General features: G+C 65.6%; 14 protein-coding genes. 10 read left to right on the top strand and 4 right to left on the bottom strand.

Going from position 1 to position 12,378, the window contains the following annotated elements; translation table 11 throughout:
* Positions 1–13 precede the first annotated feature (13 nt).
* The 8 genes from AC13EK_RS14685 to AC13EK_RS14650 all read left to right on the top strand — a co-directional run bounded on the left by AC13EK_RS14685 (position 14) and on the right by AC13EK_RS14650 (position 5,069).
* Complete coding sequence (locus tag AC13EK_RS14685; protein WP_069338824.1) at positions 14–469, top strand: hypothetical protein; 456 nt, start codon at positions 14–16, stop codon at positions 467–469.
* A 6-nt stretch (positions 470–475) separates the two neighbouring features.
* A complete protein-coding gene (gene sufC, locus AC13EK_RS14680) occupies positions 476–1,222 on the top strand; it encodes a Fe-S cluster assembly ATPase SufC (protein ID WP_069338813.1) in 747 nt (248 codons plus the stop codon).
* Entirely contained in the window at positions 1,219–1,971 is a 753-nt protein-coding gene (locus AC13EK_RS14675) for a SufD family Fe-S cluster assembly protein (RefSeq protein ID WP_017500996.1), read from the top strand. Before sufC ends, AC13EK_RS14675 begins: the two co-directional genes overlap by 4 nt.
* The gene (locus AC13EK_RS14670) at positions 1,968–3,173 is read left to right on the top strand and encodes an aminotransferase class V-fold PLP-dependent enzyme (protein ID WP_069338814.1); all 1,206 of its coding nucleotides are present in this window, start codon (positions 1,968–1,970) and stop codon (positions 3,171–3,173) included. The genes AC13EK_RS14675 and AC13EK_RS14670 overlap by 4 nt, the downstream gene beginning before the upstream one ends.
* Entirely contained in the window at positions 3,170–3,631 is a 462-nt protein-coding gene (locus tag AC13EK_RS14665) for an SUF system Fe-S cluster assembly protein (RefSeq protein ID WP_010335502.1), read from the top strand. The genes AC13EK_RS14670 and AC13EK_RS14665 overlap by 4 nt, the downstream gene beginning before the upstream one ends.
* Positions 3,631–3,993, top strand: a complete 363-nt coding sequence (locus AC13EK_RS14660; RefSeq protein WP_017503694.1) for a HesB/IscA family protein — start codon at positions 3,631–3,633, stop codon at positions 3,991–3,993. The genes AC13EK_RS14665 and AC13EK_RS14660 overlap by 1 nt, the downstream gene beginning before the upstream one ends.
* Positions 3,994–4,017: 24 nt before the next feature.
* Positions 4,018–4,833: a Rossmann-fold NAD(P)-binding domain-containing protein gene (locus AC13EK_RS14655; RefSeq protein WP_069338815.1), complete on the top strand. Its 816-nt coding sequence runs from the start codon at positions 4,018–4,020 to the stop codon at positions 4,831–4,833.
* Between the two features lie 77 nt (positions 4,834–4,910).
* Positions 4,911–5,069: a hypothetical protein gene (locus tag AC13EK_RS14650; protein ID WP_004209402.1), complete on the top strand. Its 159-nt coding sequence runs from the start codon at positions 4,911–4,913 to the stop codon at positions 5,067–5,069.
* Here AC13EK_RS14650 and AC13EK_RS14645 read toward each other — a convergent pair.
* Together AC13EK_RS14645 and AC13EK_RS14640 are read right to left on the bottom strand one after the other, a co-directional pair.
* On the bottom strand, positions 5,059–5,994 hold the full coding sequence (locus AC13EK_RS14645; RefSeq protein ID WP_234792515.1) for a DMT family transporter: 936 nt from the start codon (positions 5,992–5,994) through the stop codon (positions 5,059–5,061). The two genes, AC13EK_RS14650 and AC13EK_RS14645, sit on opposite strands and share 11 nt — an antisense overlap.
* A complete protein-coding gene (locus AC13EK_RS14640) occupies positions 5,984–7,009 on the bottom strand; it encodes a threonine aldolase family protein (RefSeq protein WP_069338817.1) in 1,026 nt (341 codons plus the stop codon). Before AC13EK_RS14640 ends, AC13EK_RS14645 begins: the two co-directional genes overlap by 11 nt.
* A gap of 154 nt (positions 7,010–7,163) precedes the next feature.
* Here AC13EK_RS14640 and AC13EK_RS14635 point away from each other — a divergent pair, with 154 nt between their 5' ends.
* Both AC13EK_RS14635 and AC13EK_RS14630 read left to right on the top strand, forming a co-directional pair.
* A complete protein-coding gene (locus AC13EK_RS14635) occupies positions 7,164–8,255 on the top strand; it encodes a branched-chain amino acid aminotransferase (RefSeq protein ID WP_069338818.1) in 1,092 nt (363 codons plus the stop codon).
* Between the two features lie 136 nt (positions 8,256–8,391).
* Positions 8,392–9,600, top strand: a complete 1,209-nt coding sequence (locus AC13EK_RS14630; protein ID WP_069338819.1) for a UbiH/UbiF/VisC/COQ6 family ubiquinone biosynthesis hydroxylase — start codon at positions 8,392–8,394, stop codon at positions 9,598–9,600.
* Positions 9,601–9,734: 134 nt separating this feature from the next.
* On the opposite strand, the gene AC13EK_RS14625 is transcribed toward AC13EK_RS14630, so the two are convergent.
* Both AC13EK_RS14625 and acs read right to left on the bottom strand, forming a co-directional pair.
* Positions 9,735–10,247 (bottom strand): cytochrome b, encoded by a 513-nt coding sequence (locus AC13EK_RS14625; RefSeq protein ID WP_069338820.1) that lies wholly within the window; start codon positions 10,245–10,247, stop codon positions 9,735–9,737.
* A 118-nt stretch (positions 10,248–10,365) separates the two neighbouring features.
* Entirely contained in the window at positions 10,366–12,309 is a 1,944-nt protein-coding gene (gene acs / locus AC13EK_RS14620) for an acetate--CoA ligase (protein ID WP_069338821.1), read from the bottom strand.
* Between the last annotated feature and the right edge of the window lie 69 nt (positions 12,310–12,378).

Genomic DNA, 12,378 nt, shown 5'->3' with positions numbered 1-12,378 from the left:
GAAGGACGGAAAATTGAGCGACGAAGACGATATCCAGGATGCCCTCGCCGATTTCGCGGAGGATGTCGGCAATGGCCAGGCATGGACCGCCGCGATCCGCATCCTGACCGAGGATTATGAGCTGGAAGAGGGCGAGCTTACCGCCCGCGCCGCCAAGGATTTCGGCGATCTCGACGCCTATCAGGCCGAATGCCGCGATGCGCTGGAAAAGGGCGATGTCGCCATGACCGAGAAGCTGCGCACCGACAAGGCCTTCCACAAGGCGAAGGCGCCCAACCTCGCCCGCATGGGCCCGGTCAGCGAATTCGTCGTCGCGCTGCTGGAAAAGGGCGCGCCCGAGCCGGACGCCGACTGGTGGCCCTATATGCCGATCAAGCGCCATATCGACACGCTTTTCCCCGCGCCGGGCGATGTGCGCGACATGGCCTTCTGGACCGCGCGGACGCTCCAGCGCGCGCACAAGGACTAAAGACAGATGCTGACGATCGACAATCTCACCAACGAAATCGACGGCAAGGCGATCCTGAAGGGCCTGTCGCTCCAGATCAACGCGGGCGAAATCCACGCGATCATGGGGCCGAACGGCGCCGGCAAGTCGACGCTCGCCTATACGCTGGGCGGCCGTCCGAACTATGAAGTGACCGGTGGCACCGCGACCTTCGAAGGCGAAGACCTGTTCGAAAAAGACCCGCATGAACGCGCTGCTGCTGGCCTGTTCCTGGGTTTCCAGTATCCGGTCGAAATCCCCGGCGTCTCCAACCTGCAGTTCCTGCGCGAAAGCCTCAATTCGCAGCGCCGCGCGCGCGGCGAGAAGGAACTGAACGGTGGCGAGTTCATCAAGCTGGCCAAGGAAAAGGCCGGCCTGCTCGGCCTCGACATGGAAATGCTCAAGCGTCCGGTGAATGTCGGCTTTTCGGGTGGCGAAAAGAAGCGCGCCGAAATGGTGCAGATGGGCATCCTCGATCCCAAGCTGGCGATCCTCGACGAAACCGACTCGGGCCTCGACATCGACGCGCTCAAGACCGTTGGCGCGGGCATCAATGCGATCATGCGCAAGCCCGACAAGGCCGTGCTGTTGATCACCCATTATCAGCGCCTGCTCGACTATGTGAAGCCGGATTTCGTCCACGTCCTGGCCGCCGGCCGGATCGTCAAGTCGGGCGGCCCCGAACTGGCGCTGCAGCTGGAAAGCGAAGGCTATTCCGAGGTGATCGCGGCGTGACCCTCCTCGCTCTCCCCACGCGCAAGGATGAAGCCTGGCGTTACAGCGATCTTGACGCACTCGCCGCCGTCTGGCCGGTGCCGGCCGCGACCCGGATCACGGTGGCGGAGGGCGAAAGCGCGCATGATCATCTGTTGCAGGATGCGGCCGATGGCGCGACCGCGGTGCATGACTATGTCATTGATATCGCGGACGGTGCCCGGTTCGATTTCCATCTGCTCAACATCGGCGGCAAGCTTGGACGTGTCACTTTCGCTGTCACGCTCGGCAAGGGCAGCCATTTCGAACTGAACGGCGCGATCATCGGCGGTGGCGAGCAGACGCTGGAGATCATCACCAGCGTCACCCATGCCCAACCCGACGCGACCAGCGGCCAGACCGTCCGCTCGATCCTGGGTAGCCATGCCACCGGCAATTATCTCGGCAGCATCAATGTCGCCCGCGATGCCCAGCGCACCGACGCTTTCCAGTCGATCAAGGCGATGCTGCTCGACCGCACCGCCACGGCCAACGCCAAGCCGGAACTGGAAATCTACGCCGACGACGTGAAATGCGCCCATGGCGCCACGGTCGGCGAGCTGGACAAGCAGGCGCTCTTCTACATGGCCTCGCGCGGCATGGACCCGGCCACCGCCAAGACGTTGCTGCTCAAGGCCTTCGTCGCCGGCGTGTTCGACGATGTCGCGCAGGACGATCTGCGCGAGCGGTTCGAGGCGGCGGCGCTCGCCAAGCTGGGGACGCTGGTATGACCGATCTCGCCCAAGGCCTGCGCCTGCGGGACGATTTCCCCGGTGTCGGCGACTGGCATTATCTCGACAGTGCCGCCACCGCGCAGAAGCCGACCGCGGTGATCGACGCGATCGCCCGTGCCTATGGCCCGGACTATGCCACCGTGCATCGCGGCGTCTATGAACGCTCGGCCAATATGACGCTCGCCTATGAGGCTGCACGGCGCAAGGTTGCCGGCTTCATCGGCGCCGCGTCGGACAGCGAGATCGTCTATGTCCGTGGCGCGACCGAGGGCATCAACCTGGTCGCCCAGTGCTGGGCCGGAACGCAGTTGAAGGCCGGCGACCGCATCCTGCTGTCGACCCTCGAACATCACAGCAATATCGTCCCCTGGCAGATCGTCGCCGAAAAGGTCGGCGCCCAGATCGACGTGGTGCCGCTGACGCAGGATGGCCGGATCGATCTCGACGCGATGCGCGCGATGATCACGCCGCAGCACCGCATGGTCGCGCTTGCCCATGTGTCGAATGTGCTCGGCAGCGTGCTCGATTGCCGCCGCGCCGCCGATGTCGCCCATATGGTCGGCGCCAAGATTCTGATCGACGGCTGCCAGGCGGTCCCCCGCCTCGCCGTCGATGTGCAGGCGCTCGACTGCGATTTCTACGTCTTCTCCGCGCACAAGCTCTATGGCCCGACGGGCATCGGCGTGCTGTGGGGGCGCAAGGAACTGCTGGACGCCATGCCCCCCTATCAGGGCGGTGGGTCGATGATCGACAAGGTGACGTTCGAAAAGACCACCTATGCCCCCGCGCCGACCCGGTTCGAGGCGGGCACGCCGCATATCGTCGGCGTCGTCGGCCTGTCGGCCGCGATCGACTATGTGCAAGGCATCGGCCTCGACGCCATCCACGCCCATGAATGCGCCATGGTGGCCAAGGCCCGCACCGCGATCAGCCAGATCAACAGCGTGCGCGTCTTTGGCCCGGAAGATTCGGCCGGCATCCTTTCTTTCGAGGTGGAGGGGGTGCATCCGCACGATGTCGGCACCATATTGGACGAAACGGGTGTCGCGATCCGCGCCGGCCATCATTGCGCCCAGCCGCTGATGCGGCATCTGGGCGTCGAGGCGACCGCACGGGCCAGTTTCGGCATCTACAGCGACGACAGCGACGTGGATGCGCTGGTCAAGGGTATCGAACGGGTAAGGAAGATCTTCGGATGACCGAGGAAAAGAAGTTCATGGTGGAAGAAGTCGACGCGGTGGAAACCCCGCCCAAGGCGCGCGTGGAAGAGGCGGAGGCCGCTCCGCGCCAGCGCGACTATCTCGACGGTTTCCTGGCGCAGAAGCCCAGCGAAGTCGCGGCGGGCGAACCGGGTGGCGATCTCTATGACGGCATCATCGATGCGCTGAAGGAAATCTTCGACCCCGAAATCCCGGTCAACATCTATGACCTCGGCCTCATCTACGGCGTCGACGTCACCAGCGACGGCCATGCCGTCGTCACCATGACGCTGACCACGCCGCATTGCCCGGTCGCCGAATCCATGCCCGGCGAAGTCGAGCTGCGCGTCGGCGCGGTGCCCGGCGTCGGCGATGTCGAGGTGAACCTCGTCTGGGATCCGCCATGGGATCCGGGCAAGATGTCAGACGAAGCCAAGCTCGAACTGGGAATGCTCTGATGACCGAGACGACCACCAAGACTCGTGCCCGCCCCGCCGCCGTCATGCTGACGCCCAGCGCCGAAGGCCGCATCGCCGAATTGATGGCGCAGGCGCCCGAAGGCGCGATCGGGGTCAAGCTCTCGACCCCCAAGCGCGGCTGCTCGGGCCTTGCCTATTCGGTCGACTATGTCACCGAAGAAGCCAAGTTCGACGAGAAGATCGAGACTCCCGGTGGCGTCCTCTATATCGACGGCGCCTCGGTCCTCTATCTCATCGGTTCGACCATGAACTGGGTCGAGGATGATTTCACCGCCGGCTTCGTCTTCGCCAATCCCAATGCCAAGGGCAGCTGCGGCTGCGGCGAGAGCTTCACGGTCTGATACCGGCTTAAGGGGAGGGCGCCGATGCTGCACATGCTGATCCTCGGCATGGGCTATAGCGCCTCCCGCCTCGCCGCCCGACTGCGGGCCGAGGGTTGGCAGGTCACCGGCGTCCGCCGCAGCGCCGATGCCCAGGCGATCGCCTTCGATGATGAACCGGCCGTTCGCGCGGCCATCGCCGGCGCCACCCATATCCTCTCCTCCGTCCCGCCCAAGGGCGAGGATGACCCCGTCCTCACCCGTTATGGCGCCGCGATCGCCGCCGCGCCGGCGCTCTGGGTCGGCTATCTCTCCTCGACCGGTGTCTATGGCGATGCGGCCGGCGCCTGGGTCGACGAGGCAAGCCCCGTAGGGCAGGGGCGCCGCACCGCCCGCGCCCGCGCCGATCTCGACTGGGGCGCCTTGCGGCCCGATGTCCGTCGCTTCCGCCTGCCCGGCATCTATGGTCCCGGCCGCTCGGCGCTCGATCGCGTCCGGGCCGGCAAGGCGCACCGCGTCGCCCTGCCCGGACAGGTGTTCAGCCGGGTCCATGTCGACGATATCGTCGGCGGCATCATCGCCGCCTTTGACGGCCCGCCCGGTGCCTATAATCTGGCCGACGGCAGCCCCTGCGCCCAGAATGATGTGATCGCCACCGCCTGCGAACTGCTGGGCCAGCCGCTGCCGCCGCTGCTGTCGCTGGAACAGGCGGACCTGTCGCCCCAGGCGCTGGCCTTCTATGCCGAAAACCGCCGCGTCGCCAATGGCCGGGCGCGTCGGCTGCTTGATTGGAAACCTCTTTACCCCACCCATGTCGAAGGTCTAAGGGCCTGTCTTGTGGAAGAAAATCAGCCTTGCTGATCGGTTCGTCGCATGGTTTACGCCCCGTTAACCAGCGTGCGCCGAAAGCGGGATTACCGCATCAACAAGGGTGTGTCATGACCAGCATCGACAAGACTGTTTCCACGCTCGGTGACCGCATCAACGCCATGTCCGTGCCTGATCGCGCGGCCCCCGCACCGGAATCGCTCAGCAGCCTGATCGCCCGCCTCAACATGGCCAAGCTACGCTACCAGCCCGGCGGCGTCAGGCTCTAGTTTTCGCCCGCAGCGCGATCACCATGCCGGCGATCGCCAGCAGCGCGCCCGGCACCGCCAGCCCGCTCCAGCGATAGCCCTCCATCACCGTGGAGATCAGCATTGCGATCACCGGGATCAGCACGCTGGTATAGGCGGCCCGACCCGCGCCCATGCGCTGGATCAGCCCGAAATAGAGCGGGAAGGTGACGACCGATCCCGCCAGTGCCAGCCATCCTATGCCCAGCAGATAGCCGATCCGCGGCTCGATCACCGGCGGCCCGGTGGTGATCCAGGCAAAGGCGGCGTCGATCCCGGCGCCGATCAGCATTGCCCAGGCCAGCACCGCGATCATTGGCAGGCGGCGGGCGATGTCCATGCCCTGCATCACATTGGCGGTCGAAGCGCTCATCAGCCCGGCACAGGCAAAGGCCGCGCCCAGCACCACCTTGTCCGGGCCGATTCCGGCAAAGCGATATTCATGCACCAGCATCATGGCGATGCCCGCCGTCGCGATCACCGATCCGCCGATGAAGGCCCGGCTGACCGGCTGGCGATGGAAGATCCAGGCCAGGATGCTGTTGGGGATCAGCAGCATCGCATAGACCACCGCCACCACGCCGGACGTCAGATAGACTTCGGCGCGATAGACAAAGTTGAAATTGAGCACGAACTGCGCCGTGCCCAGCAGCGCGGCAAAGACCAGGCCGCCCCGCCCGATGTTGAGCGATACGCCGCGCATCCGCGCGAACGCGGCCATGGCAAGCCCCGCCAGCAGGAAGCGATAGCAGACCGACCAGCTGGCGGGCACGCTGCCCAGCTGGTCGCGGATCACGATCCAGGTCGAACTCCAGATCAGCGTGACGAGGATGAAGGGCAGGGCGATGCCGCCCCGCTCCATCCCGCCCCGCTCCATCCCGCGCCGCGCCCTGTCGTCAGGCGTCATGATGCCCCAAGGCCCGGATCGCGGCGGCCAGCGGCGCGACGCTCTGCGCATCCTGCGACCAGTTGGTCACCAGCCGCGCCGCGCCTTCGCCCCAGTCATAGAAATCGAAGCCCTGCGCGCGCAGCGTCGCCGCTTCCGCCGGGGTCAGCCAGACAAACAGCTCATTGGCTTCCACCGGATGCATCAGCCGTCCGGCCGCTGCCTGCGCCAGCGCCTGCGCCGCACCATTGGCGGCGCGGGCATTGTCCAGCCACAGCCCGTCCTCGACCATCGCCAATATCTGCGCGGCCAGATAGCGCCCCTTGGAAAAGAGATGGCCCGCCCGCTTGCGCCAGCGCGCCGCTTCCGCAGCCCGCGCCTCACGCTCACGGCCGAAGAAGATCAGCGCCTCGCCCACCATGCCGCCATTCTTGACGCAGCCGAAGGAGAGGATGTCGATCCCCGCGCGCCAGGTGACGTCGGCCGGCGCGCAGCCCAGATGCGCCACCGCATTGGCGAAGCGCGCGCCGTCCATGTGGAAGCCCAGCCCATGGGCCTTGGCGATCTCGCCCAGCGCTGCGACCTCGTCCGGCGTATAGACCATGCCATATTCGGTCGCATTGGTGATGCTGATCGTCCGTGCCGGCACCTGATGCACGTCGGGGCGGATCGCCTTGAGCCTTGCCTTCACGACATCGGGCAACAGCTTAGCGCCGACACCGGGCAGCGCCATCAGGCTGGCGCCATGGGTGTAGAAGCCCGGCGCGCCGCATTCGTCGACGACGATATGCGCTTCCTCATGACAGATCACCCCGCCATAGGGCGGGCACAGGCAGGCGAGCGCGATGCTGTTGGCCGCCGTGCCGGTGGCGATCCATTGTGCCTTCACCGGTGTTTCGAACAGGTCGGAAAAGGCGCCGTCCAGTCGCGCGCTCCACGCGTCGCCGTCATAGCCATGGTCGGCATGGTCCGCGCCAGCGATGGCGGCCATCACCTGGGGGCAGATCGGGGTGGCGTTGTCCGAAAAGAAGTGCATGGCGCATGCGATACAGGGCGCGCGCTGGGACGGGAAGAGGCCAGCGACAGCGCCTTGGCTCTTTATTCCAAAATTGGTCAGTATATATGACCAATTGTTTCGCGGGGCCGGATGTGACATAGGCGCCCCCGTCCAACGCATAAGGAGACTCACCATGGACGTCGAACAGAAGTCGCGCTTTACCGTTACCCCCAGCAGCAAGGCTGTGGCGGCGGACGCGCGCGCGGTACTTCTGGAGGATCCGGGCTTCGGCCGGCTCTTCACCGACCATATGGTCACCATCCGCTATACCGAGGGGCAGGGCTGGCACAGCCACGCCGTCGGTCCGCGCGAGCCGTTCCAGCTCGATCCGGCCTGCGCCGTGCTCCATTATGCCCAGGAAATCTTCGAAGGGATGAAGGCCTATCGCCTGGCCGACGGCAGCGTCGCCATGTTCCGGCCGGAGGAAAATGCCCGTCGCTTCGCCGAGTCCGCTGAACGCATGGCGATGCCGGCGATCCCGGAAGACCTGTTCCTCGAAGCGGTCGAGCAGCTGGTGAAGATTGACGCGGACTGGATCCCGTCGGGTGAGGGCAGCCTCTATCTGCGCCCCTTCCTGTTCGCCAGCGAAGCCTTCCTGGGTGTGCGCCCGTCGAACGAATATATTTTCTGCGTCATCGCCTCGCCCGCCGGCGCTTACTTCAAGGGCGGCAAGAAGGCCGTGACCCTGTGGGTGTCGGAACATTATACCCGCGCCGCGCGCGGCGGCACCGGTGCGGCCAAGTGCGGCGGCAATTATGCCGCGTCGCTGGTCGCGCAGAAGGAAGCGATCAAGCATGGTTGCGACCAGGTCGTCTTCCTCGACGCCGCCGAGAACAAGTGGGTCGAGGAACTGGGCGGCATGAACGTCTTCTTCGTGATGGATGACGGTTCGATCGTTACCCCGCCGCTGACCGGCACCATCCTGCCCGGCATCACCCGCAACTCGATCATCAGCCTCGCCCGCGCCAAGGGGCATGAGGTCCGCGAGGAGCCCTACAGCTTCGCCCAATGGCGTGCCGACGCCGCCAGCGGCAAGCTGCGCGAGGCATTCGCCTGCGGCACCGCTGCGGTCGTCACGGCGATTGGCACGGTCAAGAGCACCGACGGCGATTTCACCGTCGGCAATGGCGATGGCGGCCTGGTCACCGAAAGCCTGCGCGCCGAACTGACCGGCATCCAGCGCGGCAGCGTGGCCGATCCGGCCGGCTGGGTCCGCACGCTGTAAGATTTGAGGCTGCGTGCTCCTGCGAAAGCAGGAGCCCAGTTCCGGCCTATCAACTAGGCTCCTGCTTTCGCAGGAGCATATGCGATTTGATCCAGGTCGCTTCCCAATCCGTTCCCAAGCGCCTAGATACGCCTCCATGGAACGCTTCGATGTCGTGATTTTGGGTGGCGGCCTGGTTGGCCTCACCCTTGGTATCGCTCTTTCGCGCCATGGCGTGCAATGCGCCGTGATCGATCCGGCCGACCCCGTGCAGGCCACGGCCGCCGGTTTCGATGGCCGTGTCTCGGCGATCAGCTCGACCAGCTTCGCGATGCTCCAGGCGATCGGTGTCGGCAAACATCTGGAAGGCAAGGGCTGCCCGATCGACCGCATCTGGGTCAGCGACGGGCTGGATCCGGGCGCGCTCGACTTCGTGCCGGACGCGGATGATGGCGTGATGGGGACGATGTTCCCCAATCGCGACCTGCGCGTCGCACTGGCACAGACCGCGGCCGAGGTCGAAAACCTCACCATCTTCCAGCCCGATCGTGCCGTCCATGTCGATCGCAATGCCGATGGCGTCACCCTGACGCTGCAGAACGGCGCGACGATCCACGGCGCATTGCTGGTCGCGGCGGAAGGGCGCAACAGCCCCACGCGCGAGGCGGCGGGCATCAACACCACCCGATGGCAATATAAGCACACCGCCATGGTCACCGCGATCGACCATGAAGTGCCGCACGCCAACACCGCCTATGAAATCTTCTATGTCGGCGGCCCGCTCGCGCTGCTGCCGATGCTGCCGGGCACCCGCTCGGCCGTGGTGTGGACCGTGCCCACCGATCAGGCGCCGGCGATGCTCAAGCTGTCGGAACGCGCCTGGCTCGCCGAAATGCAGAAGCGCATCGGCGGCTTCCTGGGCGAGATCAGCCTGGCCGGCCCGCGCTCCTCCTATCCGCTCGGCTTCCACCATGCCGCGCGCATCACCGACACCCGCCTCGCGCTGGTCGGCGACAGCGCCCATGCCATCCACCCGATCGCGGGCCAGGGCCTCAATCTCGGCTTCCGCGACGTGGCGGCGCTGGTCGAAGTCTTGGTCGAAGGCATGCGCCTCGGCCTCGATCCGGGCGATGCGCAGCTGCTCGCCCGCTATCAGCGCTGGCGCGGTCTCGACACGATGATGACCAGCGTCGCGATGGACGGTCTGGTCCGCCTGTTCGACATTCCCGGCAAGCTGCCCTCGCTGGTCCGCCGCGCCGGCCTTGCCGCCGTGCAGCGCACCAGCCTGCTCAAGAACCGCTTCATGGCCGAAGCCCGCGGCCAGTCCGGCGCCCTCCCGCGCCTGCTCGCCGGCGAGATGGTTTAGGGGCCGGCGAGCTATAGTCGCTTAACCATCATCGTCACCCTGAACTTGTTTCAGGGTCCATTTCTCCCATCAGGCCAACCGCCTGCCGGGCCTGATGGATGCTGAAACAAGTTCAGCATGACGTTAGAGGGAGATCACAGCATCCGCCGCAGCACCCCGTCCTTCAGCATGAAATGATGGCGCAGCGCCGCCAGGATGTGGACGATGATGAGGGCGCTCCACAGCCAGGGGATCAGTTCATGCGCCTCGTGCGATATGCCGACGATCGCATCGCCCTTGGCCACGCCGAATTTCGGCACGTCGAACAGGAAGAACCAGTTCAAGGGCCGCTCGCCCGCCGACGACATGATCCAGCCGGATAGCGGCACGATCAGCATGAAGGCGTAGAAGGCGATATGGGTGAGGTTGGCGGCCAGCTTCTCCCAGCCCGGCATCGCGGCCGGCAGCGCCGGCGGCTTGTGTCCCAGCCGCCAGACGATGCGCAGGATCGTCAATGCCAATACGGTCAGGCCGATCGACTTGTGGACCGGCATCACCTTCCACTCCTTGGGCAGGCTGTCATGGGCAAAGCCCAGCCACAGATTGACCAGGATCAGGATCGCGATGATCCAGTGCAACAGGCGGGCGACGGACGTGTAACGGGCCATGGGCTGCTCCTTTTACGGAAGTCTCGCCTGGGCCCTGCGCGCGCTACCCCGCCCGCACGGCCCAGCTATGTCGAAAGGATACGCACGGGCACGATAAGTTCCTTATCCGGCGTGTCTTTTATCCCTGACGATTGGCGACCAGATTATCCACAACCGACGGATCGGCAAGTGTACTAACGTCCCCCAGCGCCTGCGCGGACACTTCGCCCTCGGCGATCTTGCGCAATATGCGGCGCATGATCTTGCCCGAACGCGTCTTGGGCAGGCCGGGCGCGAACTGGATCGCGTCGGGCGTGGCGATCGGGCCGATCTCGGTCCGCACCCATTTCACCAGATCCTTGCGCAGGTCGTCGCTCGGCTCCTCATTCGCGTTCAGCGTGACATAGGCATAGATGCCCTGGCCCTTGATGTCGTGCGGGAAGCCTACCACGGCCGCCTCGGCGACGCTTTCATGCAGCACCAGCGCGCTCTCGACCTCGGCCGTGCCCATGCGGTGGCCCGACACGTTGATGACGTCGTCGACCCGGCCGGTGATCCAGTAATAGCCGTCGGCATCGCGCCGCGCGCCGTCGCCGGTGGTATATTTGCCGGGGAAGGTGGTGAAATAGGTCTGGAAGAAGCGGTCATGGTCGCCCCACACCGTGCGCATCTGGCCCGGCCAGCTGCCCGCGATCACCAGATTGCCCTCGGTCGCGCCCTCCTGCACTGCGCCGTCGCCGTCCAATATCTGGGAAATGACGCCGGGCATCGGCAGGGTGGCGCTGCCGGGCTTCAGGTCGGTGGCGCCCGGCATCGGCGCGATCATCGCGCCGCCGGTCTCGGTCTGCCACCAGGTGTCGATGATCGGACAGCGGCCTTCGCCGATCACGCTATGATACCAGCGCCAGGCTTCGGGATTGATCGGTTCGCCGACCGTGCCCAGCACGCGCAGCGACGCGCGGCTGGTCGAATGGACATAATCGTCGCCCTCCTTCATCAGCGCGCGCAGCGCCGTGGGGGCGGTGAAGATGGTGTGGACCTGATGCTTGTCGACCACTTCCCAGATGCGCGCCGGGGTCGGCCAGTTGGGCACGCCTTCATACATCAGCGTGGTCGCGCCGTTCGCCAGCGGGCCGTAGACGATATAGCTGTGGCCCGTGACCCAGCCGATGTCGGCGGCGCACCACCAGATGTCGCCGGGCCGATAGTCGAAGCACAGTTCATGGGTCAGGCTGGCCCACAGCAGATAGCCGCCGCTGGTGTGCAGCACGCCCTTGGGCTTGCCGGTCGAGCCTGAGGTGTAGAGGATGAACAGCGGGTCTTCCGCATTCATCGGTTCGGGCGGGCAGTCGGCCGATACCTGCGCCGCGGCTTCATGCAGCCAGATGTCGCGCCCCTCCTGCATCTGCACCGCGCCACCGGTCGCCTGCACGACGACCACCTTGTTGACGCAGGGCGCCTCGGCCAGCGCAGCATCGACATTGGCCTTCAGCGGCACGGTCTTGCCGGCGCGGCGGCCTTCGTCGGCGGTGATGACGATGGTCGAATCGCAATCGACCAGACGCCCGGCCAGCGCCTCGGGCGAAAAGCCGCCGAACACGACGCTGTGGATCGCGCCGATCCGCGCGCAGGCGAGCAGGGCAAAGGCCGCCTCGGGGATCATCGGCATATAGACGGTGATCCGGTCGCCCTTTCGCGCGCCCGCTTCCTTCAGCACATTGGCGAGGCGGCAGACTTCCTCATGCACTTGCTTGTAGGTGTAGCGGCGCACATCGGCGTCGGGACTGTCGGGTTCCCAGATGATGGCGACCTGGTCGCCGCGCTCGGCCAGATGCCGGTCGATGCAGTTGGCGCTGACGTTCAGTTCACCGTCGGCGAACCATTTGACGCCGAAATCTGCCTCATGGAAGCTGCTTTCGTCGGCCTTGGTCGGCGGCGTGATCCAGTCCAGCCGCTGCGCCCGCTCCAGCCAATAGGCGTCGGCGTCCTCGATCGAGCGTGCATAATCGGCCGCGCGGCCTTCCCGGTCCAACAGGGCCTGGGCGGCCCATTGGGAGGGAACCGGGAAGAAATCGTCAGACATCCAGCTATCCTTTCCTGTGCGCTAAATTCCATGCGCTTGCAGCAGGTTGTAGGAGGCGCGCAGCACGAC

It is taken from the genome of Sphingobium sp. L-44 (assembly GCF_056859495.1).
This window is presented reverse-complemented; position numbering and strand designations above follow the sequence as displayed.

What these genes read in the sequence shown, in the direction of transcription:
- AC13EK_RS14635 (WP_069338818.1), top strand. Translation starts at nt 7,164, where the DNA reads ATGGACGTCGAACAGAAGTCGCGCTTTACCGTTACCCCCAGCAGCAAG.
- acs (WP_069338821.1), bottom strand. Translation starts at nt 12,309, where the DNA reads ATGTCTGACGATTTCTTCCCGGTTCCCTCCCAATGGGCCGCCCAGGCC.
- AC13EK_RS14670 (WP_069338814.1), top strand. Translation starts at nt 1,968, where the DNA reads ATGACCGATCTCGCCCAAGGCCTGCGCCTGCGGGACGATTTCCCCGGT.
- sufC (WP_069338813.1), top strand. Translation starts at nt 476, where the DNA reads ATGCTGACGATCGACAATCTCACCAACGAAATCGACGGCAAGGCGATC.
- AC13EK_RS14625 (WP_069338820.1), bottom strand. Translation starts at nt 10,247, where the DNA reads ATGGCCCGTTACACGTCCGTCGCCCGCCTGTTGCACTGGATCATCGCG.
- AC13EK_RS14665 (WP_010335502.1), top strand. Translation starts at nt 3,170, where the DNA reads ATGACCGAGGAAAAGAAGTTCATGGTGGAAGAAGTCGACGCGGTGGAA.
- AC13EK_RS14640 (WP_069338817.1), bottom strand. Translation starts at nt 7,009, where the DNA reads ATGCACTTCTTTTCGGACAACGCCACCCCGATCTGCCCCCAGGTGATG.
- AC13EK_RS14655 (WP_069338815.1), top strand. Translation starts at nt 4,018, where the DNA reads ATGCTGCACATGCTGATCCTCGGCATGGGCTATAGCGCCTCCCGCCTC.
- AC13EK_RS14630 (WP_069338819.1), top strand. Translation starts at nt 8,392, where the DNA reads ATGGAACGCTTCGATGTCGTGATTTTGGGTGGCGGCCTGGTTGGCCTC.
- AC13EK_RS14650 (WP_004209402.1), top strand. Translation starts at nt 4,911, where the DNA reads ATGACCAGCATCGACAAGACTGTTTCCACGCTCGGTGACCGCATCAAC.
- AC13EK_RS14660 (WP_017503694.1), top strand. Translation starts at nt 3,631, where the DNA reads ATGACCGAGACGACCACCAAGACTCGTGCCCGCCCCGCCGCCGTCATG.
- AC13EK_RS14645 (WP_234792515.1), bottom strand. Translation starts at nt 5,994, where the DNA reads ATGACGCCTGACGACAGGGCGCGGCGCGGGATGGAGCGGGGCGGGATG.